Raw genomic sequence first — 18,973 nt, forward strand, 5'->3', positions numbered from 1 at the left:
CCTAAGCAATTCAGCCGTTCCGGCAAACTGCTGTTAAACGCCTTTCTTTTCCGATAGCGGCAACGCTCCAGGCCTTTGTGGCCGCGGTAAAGTCGTTGTCAATTCATGTCAATATCCCCATACAAATCATCGCTTGACGCTGCGACATCCGCTCAGGACAATCCCGGCGATAACCGACTCTGAGGATATGTATGGAAGCCTGGCTACAACACCTGATTACCCAATCGCTGGAGTGGGCGCTGTTTGCCGTGGCGCTGGTGACCTTTCTCGAGTCGCTGGCGTTGGTGGGGCTACTGCTGCCAGGCACGGTGATGATGGCCAGCCTTGGCGCGCTGGTCGGCAGCGGCCAGCTGGGGCTTTATCCCGCCTGGGCGGCGGGTATTGTCGGCTGTCTGCTGGGGGACTGGATCTCCTACGGCATCGGCTGGAAGTTTCAGGGGCCGCTGCATCGCTGGCAATACCTGAAAAAGCATCAGAAGATGCTGGACCGCACCGAACACGCGCTGCATCAGCACAGCATGTTCACCATCCTGGTCGGCCGCTTCGTCGGCCCCACGCGGCCGCTTATTCCGCTGGCGGCGGGCATGCTGGAGCTGCCGGTGCGCAAGTTTCTGCTGCCTAATATTATCGGCTGCCTGCTCTGGCCGCCGCTCTATCTGCTGCCGGGCATTCTCGCCGGCGTGGCGATCGATGTGCCGAAAGATGCACAGAGCGGCAATTTCACCTGGCTGCTGCTGGCGGTGGCGCTGCTGGTATGGATTGGCGCCTGGCTTTGCTGGCGCTGGTGGCGCGCCGGAAAACAGCAGGACTGGGCGACGCCTTATCTGCCGGTACAGCGTTTGCGCTGGCTGGCGCCGCTGGGGTTTATCCTTGGCGCAGGTAGCCTGGCCGCGATCCAGTTTCACCCGATGATGCCGATTTTCCGTCAGCTGTTGGCGAAAGTTTTTATCGGTTAACCTCTGCCGCTCCCGGCTGGCCTGCTGGCCGGTGGCGGATCCCCAGTACTTCCGCCGCTTCCGTTTCGCCGCGCAGCAGTGCTGCGGTGGCGCCGTCCCAGTAGATGCGTCCGTCCACTACCAGCACGCTGCGCGCGGCGATCTGCTGCGCATCCTCCAGGCTGTGCGACACCATCAGCAGCGTCAGCTGACGTTCACGGCACACCTCATCTACCAGTGTCAGCATCTCTTTGCGTAGTGCCGGATCGAGCGCGGAAAAGGGTTCGTCCAGCAGCAAGATCGGCCTGGCGCGCACCAGGCAGCGCGCCAGTGCCGCACGTTGCCGCTGGCCGCCGGAAAGTTCGCCCGGCAGACGCGTCAGCGCGGATCCCAGCCCCACGCGGCGGGCGATCTCCGCTACCTGCTGATGCTGCGCGGCATTCAGCTTCAGCCCCGGATGCAGGCCAAGGCCAATATTTTGCGCCACGCTCAGATGCGCGAACAGATTGTTCTCCTGAAACAGCATCGATACCGGCCGCCTTGCGGGCGGCGTATGGGTATGGTCCGCGCCGTCGAGCGCAATCTGGCCGCCGTTCGGCGTCAGAAAACCCGCGACCAGGCTAAGCAGCGTGCTTTTCCCGGCGCCGCTGGGGCCCAGTACCGCAACCCGCTCGCCCGCCTGCAGCGACAGCGAAAAGCGCATCGGTAAATGATGATAGATCCAGGTCAGATTAGTCAGGGTTAGCATGGCGTCCCGGCAGTTTTTCAATCAGGGTGAACAGAACAAAGCAGAGCAGCAGCAGCAGCAGGGCAGTAACCGCGCCGTCGGCGCTGCGGTAGGCGCCAATCTGCTGATAAAGATAAAAGGGCAGGGTGCGGAAATCGGCGCTGCCGAACAGCGCCACCACGCCGAAATCACCGACGGAAAGCACGCAGGCGAACGCCAGCGCCTGCGCCAGCGGACGCTGCAACGCCTTCAGCTCAATCAGGCGCACGCGTCGCCAGCCGTGAATATCAAGCGACAGGCAGAGACGCTGATAGCGCCCGGCGATATCGCGCATCGGGTTCTCCAGCACCTTCATCGCGTAGGGAATCGCCATCAGCGCGTTGGTAAAGATCACAATGGCGTCCGCCTGCTGCGGTAGCCCCAGCGTACTGTTGAACAGCAAAAAGAAGCCGGTCGCCAGCACGATGCCCGGCATGGCGAGGATCAGCATGCCGCTCATCTCCAGCGCCTGGCTTGCCAGCAGGCGCTGACGCAGACGCAGTTCGCGGCTGCTCCAGAGTAGCAGCATCGTCAGCAGCACCGACAGCAGGCCGGCGGCCAGCGCGATGCGCAGCGAGGTCCAGGCGGCCTGCCACAGCGCAGGCTGATCCAGCAGGCTGCCCGCCCCCTGACGCACGCCGTCGACGATAACCGCCAGCAGCGGCGGCAACAGCAGCAGCAGGGCAAGGACGATAATCAGCGTATCGCGGGCCAGCGTGCCGAACCGGCGATCGGCGGCGCGCCAGCCGTTCAGCGAAACATCGCCGGTCGGCAGCGCTTTGCTCAGGCGCTGGCTCAGCATCACCAGCCCGAGGCAGCAGGCCATCTGCAGCAGCGCCAGCAGGGCGGCGCGTCCGGGATCGTAGTCGTAGCTGAGCGCCTGGAAAATCGCCAGTTCGATGGTGGTCGCCTGCGGGCCGCCGCCCAGCGACAGCACGGTGGCGAAGCTGGCGAAGCAGAGCATAAAGATCAGCGCCGCCGCAGGCAGGATTTGGCGGCGTAGCCAGGGCCACTCTACCAGGCGGAAAAAGTGCCAGCCCTCAATGCCCAACTGGGCGGAGAGCTGGCGCTGTTCGCCGGGAATACTCTCCAGCGCCTGCAGCAGCAGACGCGTCGCCAGCGGCAGGTTAAAGAAGACGTGCGCCAGCAGGATGCCCTGCAGGCCGTAGGGCGAGAAACGATAGTCTACGCCGAGCAGCGCGCAGAGCTGCGCCAGCCAGCCTTCGCGTCCATAGACGCTCAGCAGGCCGAATACCGCCACCAGCACCGGCAGCACCAGCGTCATGGCGCACAGCCTGAGCAGCAGTTGACGGCCAGGAAAGCGCCGGCGCCACAGCGCGCGCGCCAGCGGGATCGCCGGTAAAACCGACAGCAGCGCCGACAACAGCGCCTGCCAGAAGGAAAAGGCGACCACATGGTGCAGATAGCTATCCTGCAGCAGGCTGCGCCAGTCATTATCGGGCGCGTTGAACCATAGCGCGCCGAAAGCCAACAGCGCCACGCTAATCAGCAGCGCGGCGGTCAGCAGGCCGGGCCACAGCCAGCCTGGGATTAACGGCTGACGGCGCGTTGCCATGCACTAATCCATGTGGCGCGCTGCTGCGCGACCTGCTCCGGGGTGAACTCCAGCGCGGTCTTCGGCACCGGCAGGGCGTTAAAGCCGGTCGGCAGCGTGGTGTGGATAACGGGATACATCCAGTTGCCTGTGGGGATGGTCTGCTGGAAAGGCTCGCTGACCATAAACTGCATAAATTGCCGCGCCAGCTGCGGCTGGGTGCTGTTTTTCAGCTGCGCCGCCACCTCAACCTGCAGATAGTGGCCTTCGGCGAAACTGGCCGCCGCATAGTGATCTTTCTTCTCGGCAATCAGATGGTAGGCGGGAGAGGTGGTGTAGCTCAGCACCAGATCCCCTTCGCCTTTCAGGAACAGGCCGTACGCTTCGCTCCAGCCCTTGGTGACGGTGACTGTTTTTTGCGCCAGTTTCTGCCAGGCCTGTGGCGCATCGGCGCCGTACACTTTCTGCATCCAGAGCAGCAGGCCGAGGCCGGGCGTACTGGTGCGCGGATCCTCATAAATTACCCGCCATTTCTCATCGCTCTCCACCAGTTCCTGCAGGCTTTTTGGTGGATGCTTCAGTTTATTTTTATCGTAAACAAAGGCGAAGTAGCCGTAGTCGTAAGGAATAAAGGTGCTGTTGCGCCAGCCGCCCGGCAGCGTCAGTTTACGGGTGTCGATATCAGCGGGCGCAAACAGGCCGGTTTGCGCCGCTGCCTGCACCAGATTGTTGTCCAGCCCCAGCACCACGTCGGCCTTACTGTTTTTGCCTTCCATACGCAGCCGGTTCAACAGCGAAACGCCATCCTCCAGCGCGACGAATTTCAGCTCGCAGCCGCACTGCGCCTCAAAGGCCTTTTTTACCGCCGGGCCGGGGCCCCATTCGGCGGCGAAAGAGTCGTAGGTATAGACGGTCAGCGTCGGTTTGGCAGCAAAGACTGGGGCGGACAACAACAGCAGAATGGGTAAAGCTTTTTTCAACACGTTGCGCTCCTTGAGGAGAAGAAATAACAGGGCGCGTGATCTGAGGATGGAGGGCATCTCAAATCCCTACGCCGGTATTAACCGGATCAGGTTCGACGGGTCTCTCTCAGTGGAAACACGCGCTGTTTTCGCCTGCGCCTTTCCACACCCCGTTGAGAACGACTTAGTGTAGTGTTTTCGTGAAGTTAACGAAAGCGTCAGGATTCAGGCGGCGCGAACCAGGCGGATTTAAAATCGAACCAGCCAAGGGTGTTCATGCGTACGCCGCGCATGCTGCGCTGGCCCTCCAGCAGCAGCCAGTGATGAAACAGCGGGTGCAGCCAGTGGTTCTCCACCAGCTTTTTACACCACTCCGCCAGCGTCAACTGCTGCTGGCGCCAGCGGGCGGCGTCGGCCTGCCAGTCGATATCGATACAGTGCTGCAGTAGCGGCAGCTCATACAGCAGGGCGAAGACGGAAAAGCCCAGCGGTAGGGTGAAGTTGGCGCTGCCAAGCCAGATATCGCTTTGTGCCGCGCCGTGATGCCAGCAGGCATACTCCACTTCACGTACCACAAGCCGTACGCCGTGCGCCGCCAGCAGCGGGATCAGCAGCGCGGCGATCGCCTGATGCTCGCTGTGATCGCGATAGCTGGTCAGCGTCAGTTCGGTGAGACCGGGCGGTTTAGCGACGGCGTGCATCTCCCGGCGATGATGCCAGCGTGGCAGCAGCCCCCAGGCAGGAAACCAGTAGCGCTGATAGCCGGGGGTGGCGTGGTTCAGCAGCGCAATGGGATTCAGCAGGGTGCTGACCCAGCGGCGTACCTGTTCATCGCCGCCTTTCGCCGAACGCCGATCGAACAGCAAAAAATAACAGCCCTCTTCCAGCCGGCTTTCCAGCGCGGTTTCATCCTCCGTGCCGCCCTGAACTTTCACCCCGGCGTAGACCAGCTCTTCGCTGATCTCCGGCAGTACCCAGATATTGACCTCATCTATCAGCGCCCGATAGCCGAAGTAGTCATCGAACGCCTGAATTTTCAGCTGCGACTGCTGATTATGCACCACCGAATAGGGACCGGTGCCCACCGGCTGGCGGCTGTAGTCCGGCAGCGTCGTCCACTCCTGCGGCAGGATCATCGCGCTGACGCTGCCCAGCAGCCACGGCAGCCAGGCGTCAGGCTGGCTCAGATAGACATCCAGCGTCCAGGAGGTCGGCGATTCGATACGTGTCAGGTGGGAAAACAGCGGCTGGCGCGTCAGGCGCTGCAGGCTCAGGATCACGTCGTTCATATCCAGCTCGCGGCCATGGTGAAACTGGATCGCCGGACGCAGATAGAAGCGCCAGTGCTGCGGCGATAGTTGCTGCCAGTGGTGAGCAATATCCGGCTCCAGTTCCCCGTTTTCCTCATTTATGCGCGTCAGGCTGCTGAAAATCTGACGCGCCAGATGGGTTTCCGAACGGCGCAGCGGCGAGCCGGGCAACAGATTCAGTAGCGGGCGATAGTAAAGGATACGCAGAATATGCTTGCCCTGACGGAAACTGCGCCCCAACCGCGAGGCGATCATCTGCCGCGCCTGACGCTTATCGCCGACCAGCTGTACCAGCTGGTCGATGCGATCCTGCTCCAGCAGCTCCTCGGCCCGCAGCTGCTGCAGCGCCAGGCCTGTGGAGTAAAAGCGCAGATGCGAACGCTTGCCGCGTCCCGCCTCTGCCTGCCAGCTGAGCCACCCCTGCGCCTGCATGGCGTTCAGCAAATTGCGCATATGTCGGCGTGAACAGTGCATCTGCTGCGCCAGCTGTTCCAGCGTGGTCTCCTGCGGCTGGCCGTTACAGTTTTGCCACAGGCGGATGAAATGATGCTGCAGACGCGAGGAGGGCATAAAAGGGGAACTCCCTGTAAGAATCTGTCAGTGTTTAGGTCCCCTTATTATGCGCATAATCCGTAGAGATAAAAGTGCGGGAGGCAGCCCGACCGGCTGGCGCATTTTTATCAGGACGGAAGACGGCCCTGCCGCGCCGTTCTTTATTCTGAGTAGGGTGCAATTACACCGCCAGCAGCCATTGCGGCCGCTGGCTTTTTTCTTTTCCCTGTGCTTTCTTCTACAACACGAGTTATCGCCATGCGCGGCCGATGTCGGCCTGCGGCGCCGCTTTTATGCCCGTTTGCCGTTTTCCTTTTCCAGGTACAGGAACCGTTATGAAATTTTTGCTGACGCGCCGCCGCCGTCTTAATCCGGTTTATATCGCTTTTATGGCCGTCTCTTTTATGGTCGGCATCGCCGGCGCGCTGCAGGCACCGACGCTGAGCCTGTTTTTGTCGCGCGAGGTCGGCGTAACGCCGTTCTGGGTCGGGCTGTTTTATACCGTCAATGCTATCGCCGGGATTACCGTCAGCCTGCTGCTGGCCAAGCGCTCCGACAACCGGGGCGATCGCCGCCGGCTGATCCTGTTTTGTTGCGCGATGGCGCTGGCGAATGCAGTGCTGTTTGCCTTTAACCGCCACTATTTGACCCTGATTACGCTGGGCGTGCTGCTCTCGGCGCTGGCCAGCGTATCGATGCCGCAGATATTCGCGCTGGCGCGCGAATATGCCGACCGCTCGGCGCGCGAGGTGGTGATGTTCAGTTCGGTAATGCGTGCCCAGCTGTCGCTGGCGTGGGTGATCGGGCCGCCGCTCTCCTTCGCGCTGGCGCTGAACTACGGCTTCACGGTGATGTTTATCGTGGCGGCGGTGCTGTTCCTTGTCTGCCTGGCGCTGGTCGCCTTCGCGCTGCCCTCGGTGCCGCGCGTGGAGCCGTCGCCGGAAGTGCTGCTGACGCAGATCAGCGCCTGGCGCGATAAAGATGTGCGCCTGCTGTTTGTGGCATCGATGGTAATGTGGACCTGCAACACCATGTATATCATCGATATGCCGCTCTATATCAGCAGCGAGCTGGGGCTGCCCGAGCGGCTGGCGGGCCTGCTGATGGGCACCGCCGCCGGGCTGGAGATCCCGATTATGCTGCTGGCGGGGCACTTCGTGAAGCGCACCGGCAAGCGGCGCATTATGCTGGTGGCTATCGCCTCCGGCGTGCTGTTTTATCTCGGGCTGGTACTGTTCCAGTCGCGCACTGCGCTGATGCTGATTCAGATCTTCAACGCGATATTTATCGGTATCATCGCCGGGATCGGCATGCTCTGGTTTCAGGATTTGATGCCGGGGCGGCCCGGCGCGGCGACCACGTTGTTTACCAACAGTATTTCAACCGGCACCATTCTGGCGGGGCTGCTGCAGGGAACGCTGGCGGAATCATTCGGTCACTATGCCGTTTACTGGCTGGCGCTGGGAATGGCGCTGCTGGCGTTCGCGCTTTCGACGCGGGTGCGCAACGTTTAGCGCGGCTGTGGGCAGGGCGGTAAAAAAACATTCAGAATGGACACGGCAAGAGAAAACCCTTTCCCGTTCGTCAGGGGCGGGAAAGGGGCGACACTTAACGCAGGAAGGCGGGCTGTTGCTGTTCGTAAGCGGCAATCGAGGTGTCATGCTGCAGCGTCAGGCCGATACTGTCGAGCCCGTTGATCATGCAGTGGCGGCGGAAGCTATCGATCTCGAACGCGTACGTTTTATCGCCGGCGGTTACCTGCTGGGTGGTTAAATCCACCGTAAAGCGCACACCGGGCTGCGCCGCCACCAGGCGGAACAACGCATCGACCTCCTCTTCGCTCAGCCGTACCGGCAGCAGTTGGTTATTGAAGCTGTTGCCGTAAAAGATATCGGCAAAGCTGGGGGCAATCACCACCTGAAAGCCAAAATCGGTCAGCGCCCAGGGGGCATGTTCGCGCGAGGAGCCGCAGCCGAAGTTTTCCCGCGCCAGCAGAATGCTGGCGCCCTGGAACGGCGGCTGATTCAGCACAAAGTTCGGGTTGGGCTGGGTGCCAGCGTCGTCGTTAAAACGCCAGTCATGAAACAGATGCTGGCCGAAACCGGTACGGGTCACCTTTTGCAGAAACTGTTTCGGAATAATGGCATCGGTATCGACGTTAGCCGCGTCCAGCGGCGCCACAATGCCGGTATGTTGAGTAAATTTCTTCGCCATGATCGTTTCCTTAGTTCAGTTCGCGGATATCGGCAAAATGGCCGGCAATGGCGGCGGCGGCAGCCATCGCCGGGCTGACCAGATGCGTGCGGCCGCCGCGGCCCTGGCGTCCTTCGAAGTTGCGGTTGCTGGTGGAAGCGCAGCGCTCGCCGGGGTTCAGGCGATCGTTGTTCATCGCCAGGCACATGGAGCAGCCCGGCAGACGCCATTCAAAACCCGCATCGAGGAAAATTTTATCCAGACCTTCCGCTTCCGCCTGCGCTTTTACCGGGCCGGAGCCTGGCACCACCATCGCGACCACGCCCGGCGCGACTTTGCGGCCTTTGGCGATGGCGGCGGCGGCGCGTAAATCTTCAATCCGCGAGTTGGTGCAGGAGCCGATAAAAACCTTATCGATATTCACGTCAGTCAGCTTAATGCCCGGCTGCAGGTTCATATAGGCCAGCGCTTTTTCTGCCGAGGCGCGCTCTACCGGATCCTGGAACGAGGCGGGGTCGGGGATCTGCTGATTCACGGCGATCACCTGGCCGGGGTTGGTACCCCAGGTCACCTGCGGGGCGATCTCCGCCGCATCCAGCGTCACGACCGCATCGAAATGCGCGTCGCTGTCAGATTTCAGGGTGCGCCAGTAGTCAACCGCCTGCTGCCACTGTTCGCCCTGCGGCGCGAACTGGCGGCCCTGCAGATAGTTGAAGGTGACGTCGTCCGGCGCCACCAGGCCTGCTTTAGCGCCCATTTCAATCGCCATATTGCACAGCGTCATACGGCCTTCCATGCTCAGCGCCTCGACTGCCGGGCCGCAGAACTCGACGACGTAGCCGGTGCCGCCGGCGCTGCCGGTTTTGCCGATGATCGCCAGGACGATATCCTTCGCCGTAATGCCTGGCGCCGCCTGGCCGGTGACTTCAATCTTCATGGTTTTGGCGCGGCCCTGTTTCAGGGTCTGCGTCGCCAGCACATGCTCAACTTCCGACGTGCCGATGCCGAAAGCCAGCGAGCCGAACGCGCCGTGGGTCGCGGTGTGTGAATCGCCGCATACGATGGTCATCCCTGGCAGCGTCATGCCCTGTTCCGGCCCGATAACATGCACGATGCCCTGGAAAGGGTGATTCAGGTCATACAGCTGAACGCCGAACTCTTCGCAGTTTTTGATCAGCTCCTGCATCTGAATGCGCGCCATCTCGCCGGAGGCGTTGATGTCTTTGGTCTGGGTAGAGACGTTGTGATCCATCGTCGCGAAAGTTTTCGACGGCTGACGCACTTTGCGGCCGTGGGCGCGCAGGCCGTCAAACGCCTGCGGAGAGGTAACTTCATGCACCAGATGGCGATCAATATAGAGCAGCGGTGTCTCATTGGGCGCTTCGTACACGACATGGGCGTCAAACAGCTTCTGGTATAATGTTTTGCTCATTTTTATGCTTCCTCAGCGATAAAGCGGGCAATAATCGAGCCCATTTCATCGGTACTTACAGACGGGCCGTCGCCGGCCAAATCACTGGTGCGGTAGCCTTCTTCCAGCGCGCGATTGATGGCGCTTTCGATGGCGTTGGCTGCCTCATCCGCCTCCAGGCTGTAGCGCAGCAGCAGCGCCAGCGACAGGATCTGCGCGATGGGGTTGGCAATGTTTTTCCCGGCGATATCGGGCGCCGAGCCGCCGGCCGGCTCATACAGGCCGAAACCCTGCTCGTTCAGGCTGGCGGAAGGCAGCATGCCCATCGAACCGGTGATCATCGCGCACTCGTCGGAGAGAATGTCGCCAAACAGGTTGGAGCAGAGCAGTACGTCGAACTGCGACGGATCCTTGATCAGCTGCATAGTGGCGTTATCGATATACATATGGCTTAACTGCACGTCGGGATAATCTTTCGCCACTTCGTTGACAATTTCGCGCCACATTACTGAGGTCTGCAACACGTTGGCCTTATCGATAGAGGTGACTTTGCTGCGGCGTTTACGTGCCGATTCAAAGGCGATGCGCGCGATGCGCTCGATTTCAAAGCGGTGATAGACCTCGGTATCGAATGCCTTTTCATGCATGCCACTGCCTTCGCGCCCTTTTGGCTGGCCGAAATAGATGCCGCCGGTCAGCTCGCGCACGCATAAGATATCGAAGCCGCGCGCGGCGATATCGCTGCGCAGCGGGCAAAACGCTTCCAGGCCGTTATATAAACTGGCGGGACGCAGGTTGCTGAACAGCTTGAAGTGTTTGCGCAGCGGCAGCAGGGCGCCGCGCTCCGGCTGCTGCGTTGGCGGCAGATGTTCCCACTTCGGGCCGCCGACGGAGCCGAACAGAATGGCGTCCGCCTGCTCGCAGCCGGCGATGGTGGCCGCCGGCAGCGGCTCGCCGTGACGGTCGATGGCGATGCCGCCGGCGTCATAGTCGCTGGTGGTAATGCGCATGGCGAAACGTTGACGGATAGCGTCCAGTACTTTCATCGCCTGCGCCATAACTTCCGGGCCGATGCCGTCGCCTGCTAACACGGCGATATGATGAGTTTGCGTCATGTTTACACCACTTCCTTCTGTTCTTTAGGGAATTTACGCTGCAGTTCCTGCTCAACCTGTTTAGCACGCCAGATATTATTCAGCGCGTTAACCATCGCTTCGGCGGAGGATTCGACAATGTCGGTCGCCAGGCCGATGCCATGGAATTTACGATCGTTGTAGTTGACGACGATATCCACCTGGCCCAGCGCGTTTTTGCCGTGGCCTTTGGCGGTGAGCTGGTACTTCACCAGTTCGATATTGAAATCGGTGATGCGGTTAATCGCCTGATAGACGGCATCGACCGGACCGTTGCCGGTGGCCGCTTCCGCCTGCACGGTTTCGCCGCAGGTCAGATGCACCGAGGCGGTGGCGGTGATAGAGGATCCCAGCTGCACGTTGAAATCTTTCAGCTGGAAATATTCCGGCTCTTCGTTTTGCTTATTGATGAAGGCCAGCGCTTCCAGATCATAATCGAACACCTGGCCTTTCTTATCCGCCAGCTTCAGGAAAGCGTCATACAGCGTATCCAGGTTATAGTCGCTTTCCTGATAGCCCATCTCTTCCATGCGGTGTTTTACCGCCGCGCGGCCGGAGCGTGAGGTCAGGTTCAGCTGCACCTGATTCAGGCCGATCGATTCCGGCGTCATGATTTCGTAGTTTTCACGGTTTTTCAGCACGCCGTCCTGATGGATGCCGGAGGAGTGCGCGAAGGCGTTCGAGCCGACTACCGCTTTGTTCGCCGGAATCGGCATATTGCAGATCTGGCTGATGGTCTGGCTGGTACGCCAGATTTCATGGTGATGGATATTGGTATGGACATTCATCATCGCGGCGCGGGTTTTGATGGTCATGATCACCTCTTCCAGCGCGCAGTTGCCAGCGCGTTCGCCCAGGCCGTTCAGCGTGCCTTCAACCTGACGCGCCCCCGCCATCACCGCTGCGATGGAATTGCCGACCGCCATGCCCAAATCGTCATGGGTATGCACCGACAGAATCGCTTTATCGATGTTCGGCACGCGTTCGCGCAGGGAGGAGATGATATGAGCATATTCGTGCGGCAGGGTGTAGCCCACGGTGTCCGGAATATTGATGGTAGTGGCGCCGGCGTTAATTGCCGCTTCGACCACGCGGCACAGGTCATCAATCGGCGTGCGGCCGCCATCTTCGCAGGAGAACTCAACGTCGCTGGTGTAGTTGCGCGCGCGCTTCACCATATAGACCGCGCGCTCGATCACCTCCGGCAGGGTGCTGCGCAGTTTGGTGGCGATATGCATCGGCGAGGTGGCGATAAAGGTGTGAATGCGGAACGCCTCGGCGACGCGCAACGCTTCATAAGCGGCGTCGATATCTTTCTCAACGCAGCGCGCCAGGCCGCACACGCGGCTGTTTTTAATGGTGCGCGCAATGGTCTGCACCGATTCGAAATCGCCCGGCGAGGAAACCGGAAAGCCCACTTCCATGACGTCAACGCCCATGCGCTCCAGCGCCAGCGCAATTTGCAGCTTTTCTTTAACACTCAGGCTGGCCTGTAATGCCTGCTCGCCATCGCGCAGAGTGGTATCGAAAATAATGACTTCTTGGCTCATCGTCTTTTTCCTTTCAGTTTGGCTTTTACCGGTTCGCCTGTGTCACGAGCATAAAAAAACCCGCGCCTTGGCGCGGGTTTTTTAAGTTTTGCAAGCCTGAATCAGTGATTGATTCCGCCCACACGACTACCGCGCAAGTGATATGCGTTTAGTAGTAGACCGAGTAGGCGGAAGGAACGAATCATGTAATCAGACTCCATAAATTTCTGTGCTGTTTTTATTGGTACTTGATTGCGCTGGTGATGTCAACCCTGTTCAGACGCGGCAATGGATTAAAAAAGCTTAATGAAAAAGCGATAAATCCCGGCCGGCAGGATCTTTACAGGATATCCGGGTATCGCGTTGCGTCAGTTTGTTTAATTACTTATAAATCAATTATTTATATTTTTATGCAAGGTGCTTGGTTACGCAATGCCAACGCCAGTAGCGCCATTTTTTATCGTATGCGCCGCGCTACGGCGAGATAAAATAGTAACTAGCCACTGCAAGGCAGAATAATTTACCGCGCTATTCGTTCGCCTTTCTTTTTTACCGCGGCGCGCGATAAAAAAAAGCGGCAATGATAAGTTTTTGCTATGAATAATTCACTGAACAGCATAATCCGCTGTTAATTAGCCCCGGCTTTAGCTTTTTTTCCGCTATTCGCTTCGCTTATTAGCGTAAGAAAAGAAAGCGGTAAAAACGCAGCGGTAAGTTTGGGGTTTACCCAACAAGATTTCTGCGGTTATGGTAATTGCTAAAGCCAGCGTAAATAAATCTGCCAGGGCTTCATTCCCCCTGTACCTTGACCCTGAAAGCGCCTTTTAGGGTTTGAGCATTAACACTGCGTTTATCTCTGACTGACTCCCTTTCGCTTTGCCCGTCGCGCGGCGACAGCGGGCAGACGCCGGAGCAGAGAGTGAACTGAAAGCCGGGAGGCAAAAATGGAGATGTTGTCAGGAGCTGAAATGGTGGTCCGATCGTTGATCGATCAGGGCGTAAAGCATGTGTTTGGTTACCCGGGCGGCGCGGTGCTGGATATCTATGACGCCCTGCAAACCGTTGGCGGCGTCGATCATGTGCTGGTGCGCCACGAGCAGGGCGCGGTACATATGGCTGACGGCTACGCGCGCGCCACCGGCGAGGTCGGCGTGGTGCTGGTCACCTCCGGGCCGGGCGCCACCAACGCCATTACCGGCATCGCCACCGCTTATATGGATTCGGTGCCGATGGTAGTGCTGTCAGGCCAGGTACCTTCTTCGCTGATTGGCTACGACGCCTTCCAAGAGTGCGATATGGTCGGCATCTCACGCCCGGTGGTAAAGCACAGCTTCCTGGTAAAGCATACGGAAGAGATCCCGACCATCCTGAAAAAAGCCTTCTGGCTGGCCGCCAGCGGTCGCCCCGGCCCGGTAGTGATCGATCTGCCGAAAGATATCCTTAACCCGGCGAATAAGCTGCCTTACGTCTGGCCAGAGAGCGTCAGCATGCGCTCCTATAACCCGACCACGCAGGGCCACCGGGGCCAGGTAAAGCGCGCCGTTCAGGCGCTGCTGGCGGCAAAAAGGCCGGTAATGTATGTCGGCGGCGGCGCGATTATCTCCGAATGTGACGGCGAGCTGCGCACCCTGGCGGAGAAGTTACGTCTGCCGGTCACCAACTCGCTGATGGGGCTGGGCGCATTTCCCGGCACCCATCGCCAGAATCTCGGCATGCTCGGCATGCATGGCACCTACGAAGCGAACATGACGATGCATAACGCCGACGTTATCTTCGCCGTGGGCGTGCGTTTCGACGATCGCACCACCAATAACCTGGCGAAATATTGCCCTGACGCCACCGTGCTGCATATTGATGTCGACCCGGCCTCGATTTCCAAAACCGTGGCGGCGGATATCCCGGTGGTGGGCGATGCGCGTCAGGTGCTGCAGCAGATGCTGGAACTGCTGCCGGAAGGCGATACGCAGCAGGATTTCGACAGCCTGCGCGACTGGTGGCAGAGCATTGAAGGCTGGCGCGCGCGCAACTGCCTGGCGTTCGATCGCGGCAGCGAAAAAATCAAGCCGCAGGCGGCGATTGAAACCTTGTGGCGCCTGACCAGGGGCGAGGCGTACGTTACCTCGGATGTGGGTCAGCATCAGATGTTTGCGGCACTCTATTATCCGTTCGATAAGCCGCGCCGCTGGATCAACTCCGGCGGGCTGGGCACCATGGGCTTCGGCCTGCCAGCGGCCATCGGCGTGAAGCTGGCGCTGCCGCAGGAAACCGTGGTCTGTGTGACCGGCGACGGCAGCATTCAGATGAATATTCAGGAACTCTCCACCGCGCTGCAATATAATCTGCCAATTCTGGTGCTTAACCTGAACAACCGCTATCTGGGCATGGTGAAGCAGTGGCAGGACATGATCTATTCCGGTCGCCACTCGCACTCCTATATGGAGTCGCTGCCTGACTTTGTTCGTCTGGCGGAAGCGTACGGCCACGTCGGCATTTCAATTTCCCATCCGGCGGAGCTGGAGGAGAAGCTGGCGCTGGCGCTGGAAACGGTGGCGAACAACCGGCTGGTGTTTGTCGATGTCAACGTGGACGGCAGCGAACATGTCTACCCGATGCAGATCCGCGGGGGCAGTATGGATGAAATGTGGTTAAGCAAAACGGAGAGGACATAATCATGCGGCGTATTTTATCGGTTCTGCTGGAGAACGAATCCGGCGCATTATCCCGCGTGGTCGGCCTGTTTTCCCAGCGCGGCTATAACATCGAAAGCCTGACGGTGGCGCCGACCGACGATCCGACGCTATCGCGCATGACCATCCAGACCGTGGGCGACGAAAAGGCGCTGGAGCAGATCGAAAAGCAGCTGCACAAGCTGGTGGATGTGCTGCGCGTCAGCGAGCTGGGGCAGGGCGCGCATATCGAACGCGAAATCATGCTGGTGAAGATTCAGGCCAGCGGCTACGCGCGCGAAGAAGTTAAGCGCAGCGCTGAGATTTTCCGCGGACAGATTGTTGATGTCACGCCGACGCTTTATACGGTTCAGCTGGCGGGCACCAGCGACAAGCTTGACGCCTTTCTCAATACGCTGCGCGAAGTGGCGGAAATTGTCGAAATCGCGCGTTCCGGCGTGGTCGGGGTTTCGCGTGGTGACCGGATTATGCGTTAATCATCTGAAGTGATAATCCATTCTGTTGCTAACCCGGCGTTCTGCCGGGTTTTTTTATTTTCTGACGCGCCTCATTTTTGCCAGTAAAAGCGGTTGCCCGCTGGCCCTTTCTGCGGTTAGATGTAAAAAAAAGCTTATCCTTAGCCATGCTGCGGCTATTTTTCGCCTCATGGCGTTAACGATGTGGAGTGATTGTGAAACTGGATGAAATAGCGCGTCTTGCCGGTGTGTCGCGCACCACCGCCAGCTATGTCATCAACGGCAAGGCGAAGCAATATCGTGTCAGCGATAAAACCGTTGAGAAAGTCATGGCTGTGGTGCGCGAGCATAACTATCATCCGAACGCGGTGGCCGCCGGCCTCAGAGCGGGCAGAACCCGCTCCATCGGTCTGGTGATCCCGGATCTGGAAAATACCAGCTATACGCGCATCGCCAACTATCTGGAACGTCAGGCGCGCCAGCGCGGCTATCAGCTGCTGATCGCCTGTTCGGAAGATCAGCCGGACAATGAAATGCGCTGTATTGAGCATCTGCTGCAGCGTCAGGTGGATGCGATTATCGTGTCCACCTCGCTGCCGCCGGAACACCCTTTTTATCAGCGCTGGGCGAATCATTCTCTGCCGATTATTGCGCTCGACCGCGCGCTGGATCGTGAACACTTCACCAGCGTCGTGGGCGCCGATCAGGAAGATGCGCAGGCGCTGGCGGCTGAATTGCGTCAGCTGCCGATCAATAACGTGCTGTTTATGGGCGCGCTGCCGGAGCTGTCCGTCAGCTTCCTGCGCGAGATGGGCTTTCGCGAAGCCTGGCAGGGGGATGAACGGCCGATCGATTTCATCTACGCCAACAGCTTTGAACGCGTGGCCGCCGCCGCGCTGTTTGAAAAGTATCTTGATGAGCATCCGATGCCCGACGCGCTGTTCACCACCTCTTTCGGCCTGCTGCAGGGCGTTATGGACGTTACGCTGCAGCGTGAAGGACGCCTGCCGACCGAGCTGGCTATCGCCACCTTCGGCGATCATGAACTGCTCGATTTTCTTGAATGCCCGGTGCTGGCGGTGGCGCAGCGTCATCGTGACGTCGCCGAACGCGTGCTGGAGCTGGTGCTGGCCAGCCTGGATGAGCCGCGCCGGCCGAAACCGGGCTTAACGCGCATTCGCCGTAATCTGGTGCGGCGCGGTAAATTAAGTCGTAAAGCGCGTTAATAACCACCGGACAAAGGCAGCGCAGGCTGCCTTTTTTACATCTTTAAATATTTTCGCTTTTAAAATAGCCAATAATAACCACCGCTATTATTCCGGCGAGCCGGGAAGCCTATTAAGTAAATTAAAGTAAATCGGTGGAAATGTTTTTAACGATTCACCGACGTTTTTATTATGTTATTGATAATGACGCGCCATACCGCGCCGCGCGCGGCTTACAGACCGCCTTTTTATCGGAATGACCCTAAAATGTCGCCGCTGTCGCAAACTTCAGTGCTTTCGTGAGATTAATAAAAAGTGCGTTCTTTTTGCGCAATCTATTTGCCGTCGCGATTTTTTTACCACTATTCATCGGTTTATTTTTTGCCGCGCGTTAGCCGAAAGGTCATTTTTAAGCTGACGGCTTTTGATCACCCTGAGAAATAATCCCGCCTGGCTCATTGCGTAGCTTGACAATGATTTCCTCCGCTCCGTAAACTCCTTTCGTGGGAATTTGTGGGGTAAAGTGGCAAAAAAGGGTAACTGAGGGCATTAGCTGACATGTTTCGTGGCGCAACCTTAGTCAACCTCGATAGCAAAGGGCGGCTGGCCGTGCCCACGCGTTATCGCGAAACGCTGATTGAGGAATCTGAAGGCCAGATGGTTTGCACCATTGACCTCCATCAGCCCTGCCTGCTGCTCTATACCTTACCCCAGTGGGAAATTATTGAACAAAAACTATCTCGTTTATCCAGCATGAACCCCGCAGAGCGTCGCGTGCAGCGACTGCTGTTGGGACATGCAAGCGAGTGTCAGATGGACAGTGCCGGCCGACTGCTGCTCGCCAGCACGCTGCGCCAACATGCCAGTCTGACAAAAGAAGTGATGCTGGTTGGACAGTTTAATAAGTTTGAACTGTGGGATGAACAGACCTGGTATCAACAAGTCAGGGAAGATATTGACGCTGAGCAAGCCGCTCAGGAGCCGCTTTCAGAGCGGTTGCAGGATTTGTCGCTATAGCTATGCAGGATAATTATATACATACCACGGTGCTGTTGGATGAAGCCGTCAACGCGCTCAACATCAAAGAAGACGGCATTTACATCGACGGTACCTTTGGTCGGGGCGGACACTCGCGCCTGATCCTCTCCCAGCTGGGAGAGCAGGGCAGGCTGTTCGCCATTGACCGCGACCCGCAGGCTATCGCCGCCGCCGCCGCGATCGACGATCCGCGCTTCACTATTATTCATGGCCCCTTTTCGGCGCTGGCGGAATATGTCGAGGCGCGTGGCTTAACCGGCAAGGTAGACGGCATTCTTCTTGACCTGGGCGTCTCTTCGCCGCAGCTGGATGACGCCGAGCGCGGCTTCTCCTTTATGCGCGACGGGCCGCTCGATATGCGCATGGATCCCACGCGCGGCCTCTCCGCCGCCGAATGGCTGCTGCAGGCGGAAGAGAACGATATCGCCTTTGTGCTGAAGACTTATGGCGAAGAGCGTTTCGCCAAACGTATTGCGCGCGCCATCGTCGAACGCAATCGTCTGCAGCCGATGACGCGCACTAAAGAGCTGGCGGAGGTGATTGCCGCCGCGACGCCGATAAAGGATAAGTTCAAGCATCCGGCGACGCGCAGCTTTCAGGCAATCCGTATCTGGGTCAACAGCGAGCTGGAAGAGATTGAGCAGGCGCTGAAAGGCACGCTGACGGCGCTGGCGCCCGGCGGACGCCTCTCTATCATCAGCTTCCATTCGCTGGAAGATCGGCTGGTGAAGCGCTTTATGCGCGAGCAGAGCCGCGGGCCGCAGGTGCCGGCCGGGCTGCCGATGACCGAAGCGCAGCTGCAGAAGCTTGGCGGCCGCCATCTGAAGGCGCTCGGCAAGATGATGCCGGGCGAAGCGGAAGTTGCTGAAAACCCACGCGCGCGCAGTTCGGTGCTGCGTATAGCGGAGAGAACGGCATCATGATCGGAAATGAGCGGCACAGCCTGCCCGGCGTTATCGGCGGCGATCTGCTGCGTCACGGCAAGATCCCGCTGCTGTTGCTGATCGCCGTGCTGGTATCGGCCGTTCTGGTGGTGACCACGGCGCATAAAACCCGCCTGCTGACGGCGCAGCGCGAGCAGCTGGTGCTGGAGCGCGACGCGCTGGATATCGAGTGGCGCAACCTGATTTTGGAAGAGAACGCGCTGGGCGACCACAGCCGCGTTGAGCGCACGGCGACGGAAAAACTGCAGATGCAGCATGTCGATCCGGCACAGGAAAATATTGTGGTACAGCAATAAGG

18 protein-coding genes and 1 riboswitch are annotated in these 18,973 nt (G+C 59.1%); of the genes, 9 read left to right on the forward strand and 9 right to left on the reverse strand.

What is annotated here, in order from left to right; genetic code table 11:
- Window positions 1–191: 191 nt before the first annotated feature.
- The gene (locus C2E15_RS04210) at window positions 192–956 is read left to right on the forward strand and encodes a DedA family protein (protein ID WP_104956257.1); all 765 of its coding nucleotides are present in this window, start codon (window positions 192–194) and stop codon (window positions 954–956) included.
- Here the strand turns inward: C2E15_RS04210 and thiQ are convergent.
- The 4 genes from thiQ to sgrR all read right to left on the reverse strand — a co-directional run bounded on the left by thiQ (window position 946) and on the right by sgrR (window position 6,098).
- Window positions 946–1,683: a thiamine ABC transporter ATP-binding protein ThiQ gene (thiQ, locus tag C2E15_RS04215; RefSeq protein ID WP_104956258.1), complete on the reverse strand. Its 738-nt coding sequence runs from the start codon at window positions 1,681–1,683 to the stop codon at window positions 946–948. The two genes, C2E15_RS04210 and thiQ, sit on opposite strands and share 11 nt — an antisense overlap.
- Window positions 1,667–3,277, reverse strand: a complete 1,611-nt coding sequence (thiP, locus tag C2E15_RS04220) for a thiamine/thiamine pyrophosphate ABC transporter permease ThiP (RefSeq protein ID WP_104956259.1) — start codon at window positions 3,275–3,277, stop codon at window positions 1,667–1,669. Before thiP ends, thiQ begins: the two co-directional genes overlap by 17 nt.
- Entirely contained in the window at window positions 3,253–4,239 is a 987-nt protein-coding gene (gene thiB, locus C2E15_RS04225) for a thiamine ABC transporter substrate binding subunit (RefSeq protein ID WP_104956260.1), read from the reverse strand. Before thiB ends, thiP begins: the two co-directional genes overlap by 25 nt.
- A 45-nt stretch (window positions 4,240–4,284) precedes the next feature.
- Window positions 4,285–4,401: riboswitch (TPP riboswitch) on the reverse strand.
- Window positions 4,402–4,436: 35 nt separating this feature from the next.
- Complete coding sequence (gene sgrR / locus C2E15_RS04230; RefSeq protein ID WP_104956261.1) at window positions 4,437–6,098, reverse strand: HTH-type transcriptional regulator SgrR; 1,662 nt, start codon at window positions 6,096–6,098, stop codon at window positions 4,437–4,439.
- Window positions 6,099–6,415: 317 nt separating this feature from the next.
- Between sgrR and C2E15_RS04235 the strand changes: the two genes are divergently transcribed.
- A complete protein-coding gene (locus C2E15_RS04235) occupies window positions 6,416–7,594 on the forward strand; it encodes a sugar efflux transporter (RefSeq protein ID WP_104956262.1) in 1,179 nt (392 codons plus the stop codon).
- Between the two features lie 94 nt (window positions 7,595–7,688).
- Here C2E15_RS04235 and leuD read toward each other — a convergent pair whose 3' ends face one another.
- The 5 genes from leuD to leuL form a co-directional block, all read right to left on the reverse strand.
- Complete coding sequence (gene leuD / locus C2E15_RS04240; RefSeq protein WP_104956263.1) at window positions 7,689–8,294, reverse strand: 3-isopropylmalate dehydratase small subunit; 606 nt, start codon at window positions 8,292–8,294, stop codon at window positions 7,689–7,691.
- Window positions 8,295–8,304: 10 nt separating this feature from the next.
- Entirely contained in the window at window positions 8,305–9,705 is a 1,401-nt protein-coding gene (gene leuC / locus C2E15_RS04245; protein WP_104956264.1) for a 3-isopropylmalate dehydratase large subunit, read from the reverse strand.
- Window positions 9,706–9,707: 2 nt separating this feature from the next.
- Window positions 9,708–10,799, reverse strand: coding sequence for a 3-isopropylmalate dehydrogenase (leuB, locus tag C2E15_RS04250; RefSeq protein WP_104956265.1), 1,092 nt, complete (start codon window positions 10,797–10,799; stop codon window positions 9,708–9,710).
- Window positions 10,800–10,801: 2 nt separating this feature from the next.
- Window positions 10,802–12,367: a 2-isopropylmalate synthase gene (gene leuA / locus C2E15_RS04255; RefSeq protein WP_104956266.1), complete on the reverse strand. Its 1,566-nt coding sequence runs from the start codon at window positions 12,365–12,367 to the stop codon at window positions 10,802–10,804.
- 101 nt (window positions 12,368–12,468) lie between these two features.
- On the reverse strand, window positions 12,469–12,567 hold the full coding sequence (gene leuL / locus C2E15_RS22315) for a leu operon leader peptide (RefSeq protein WP_128603461.1): 99 nt from the start codon (window positions 12,565–12,567) through the stop codon (window positions 12,469–12,471).
- Window positions 12,568–12,609: 42 nt separating this feature from the next.
- Here leuL and C2E15_RS21285 point away from each other — a divergent pair, with 42 nt between their 5' ends.
- The 7 genes from C2E15_RS21285 to ftsL all read left to right on the forward strand — a co-directional run bounded on the left by C2E15_RS21285 (window position 12,610) and on the right by ftsL (window position 18,971).
- Complete coding sequence (locus C2E15_RS21285; protein ID WP_146108533.1) at window positions 12,610–12,834, forward strand: hypothetical protein; 225 nt, start codon at window positions 12,610–12,612, stop codon at window positions 12,832–12,834.
- Between the two features lie 456 nt (window positions 12,835–13,290).
- Entirely contained in the window at window positions 13,291–15,015 is a 1,725-nt protein-coding gene (ilvI, locus tag C2E15_RS04260; protein ID WP_104956267.1) for an acetolactate synthase 3 large subunit, read from the forward strand.
- Between the two features lie 2 nt (window positions 15,016–15,017).
- Window positions 15,018–15,509: an acetolactate synthase small subunit gene (ilvN, locus tag C2E15_RS04265; protein ID WP_104956268.1), complete on the forward strand. Its 492-nt coding sequence runs from the start codon at window positions 15,018–15,020 to the stop codon at window positions 15,507–15,509.
- A gap of 194 nt (window positions 15,510–15,703) precedes the next feature.
- Window positions 15,704–16,714 carry a catabolite repressor/activator gene (cra, locus tag C2E15_RS04270; RefSeq protein ID WP_104956269.1) on the forward strand — a complete coding sequence of 337 codons (1,011 nt, stop codon included), beginning with the start codon at window positions 15,704–15,706 and terminating at the stop codon, window positions 16,712–16,714.
- Between the two features lie 537 nt (window positions 16,715–17,251).
- The gene (mraZ, locus tag C2E15_RS04275; RefSeq protein WP_085068013.1) at window positions 17,252–17,710 is read left to right on the forward strand and encodes a division/cell wall cluster transcriptional repressor MraZ; all 459 of its coding nucleotides are present in this window, start codon (window positions 17,252–17,254) and stop codon (window positions 17,708–17,710) included.
- A gap of 2 nt (window positions 17,711–17,712) precedes the next feature.
- Window positions 17,713–18,654, forward strand: coding sequence for a 16S rRNA (cytosine(1402)-N(4))-methyltransferase RsmH (gene rsmH / locus C2E15_RS04280; protein WP_104956270.1), 942 nt, complete (start codon window positions 17,713–17,715; stop codon window positions 18,652–18,654).
- Complete coding sequence (ftsL, locus tag C2E15_RS04285; RefSeq protein ID WP_104956271.1) at window positions 18,651–18,971, forward strand: cell division protein FtsL; 321 nt, start codon at window positions 18,651–18,653, stop codon at window positions 18,969–18,971. The genes rsmH and ftsL overlap by 4 nt, the downstream gene beginning before the upstream one ends.
- The last annotated feature ends 2 nt before the right edge of the window (window positions 18,972–18,973 follow it).

The organism is Mixta gaviniae (genome assembly GCF_002953195.1).
Lineage (GTDB): Bacteria > Pseudomonadota > Gammaproteobacteria > Enterobacterales > Enterobacteriaceae > Mixta > Mixta gaviniae.

Excerpts from the sequence above, each read along its gene's own strand:
- mraZ (WP_085068013.1), top strand. The coding sequence starts at position 17,252 with ATGTTTCGTGGCGCAACCTTAGTCAACCTCGATAGCAAAGGGCGGCTG.
- ilvI (WP_104956267.1), top strand. The coding sequence starts at position 13,291 with ATGGAGATGTTGTCAGGAGCTGAAATGGTGGTCCGATCGTTGATCGAT.
- ftsL (WP_104956271.1), top strand. The coding sequence starts at position 18,651 with ATGATCGGAAATGAGCGGCACAGCCTGCCCGGCGTTATCGGCGGCGAT.
- thiQ (WP_104956258.1), bottom strand. The coding sequence starts at position 1,683 with ATGCTAACCCTGACTAATCTGACCTGGATCTATCATCATTTACCGATG.
- sgrR (WP_104956261.1), bottom strand. The coding sequence starts at position 6,098 with ATGCCCTCCTCGCGTCTGCAGCATCATTTCATCCGCCTGTGGCAAAAC.
- leuA (WP_104956266.1), bottom strand. The coding sequence starts at position 12,367 with ATGAGCCAAGAAGTCATTATTTTCGATACCACTCTGCGCGATGGCGAG.
- C2E15_RS04235 (WP_104956262.1), top strand. The coding sequence starts at position 6,416 with ATGAAATTTTTGCTGACGCGCCGCCGCCGTCTTAATCCGGTTTATATC.
- ilvN (WP_104956268.1), top strand. The coding sequence starts at position 15,018 with ATGCGGCGTATTTTATCGGTTCTGCTGGAGAACGAATCCGGCGCATTA.
- rsmH (WP_104956270.1), top strand. The coding sequence starts at position 17,713 with ATGCAGGATAATTATATACATACCACGGTGCTGTTGGATGAAGCCGTC.
- C2E15_RS04210 (WP_104956257.1), top strand. The coding sequence starts at position 192 with ATGGAAGCCTGGCTACAACACCTGATTACCCAATCGCTGGAGTGGGCG.
- leuD (WP_104956263.1), bottom strand. The coding sequence starts at position 8,294 with ATGGCGAAGAAATTTACTCAACATACCGGCATTGTGGCGCCGCTGGAC.
- thiP (WP_104956259.1), bottom strand. The coding sequence starts at position 3,277 with ATGGCAACGCGCCGTCAGCCGTTAATCCCAGGCTGGCTGTGGCCCGGC.
- leuB (WP_104956265.1), bottom strand. The coding sequence starts at position 10,799 with ATGACGCAAACTCATCATATCGCCGTGTTAGCAGGCGACGGCATCGGC.
- leuL (WP_128603461.1), bottom strand. The coding sequence starts at position 12,567 with ATGGAGTCTGATTACATGATTCGTTCCTTCCGCCTACTCGGTCTACTA.
- C2E15_RS21285 (WP_146108533.1), top strand. The coding sequence starts at position 12,610 with ATGTCAACCCTGTTCAGACGCGGCAATGGATTAAAAAAGCTTAATGAA.
- leuC (WP_104956264.1), bottom strand. The coding sequence starts at position 9,705 with ATGAGCAAAACATTATACCAGAAGCTGTTTGACGCCCATGTCGTGTAC.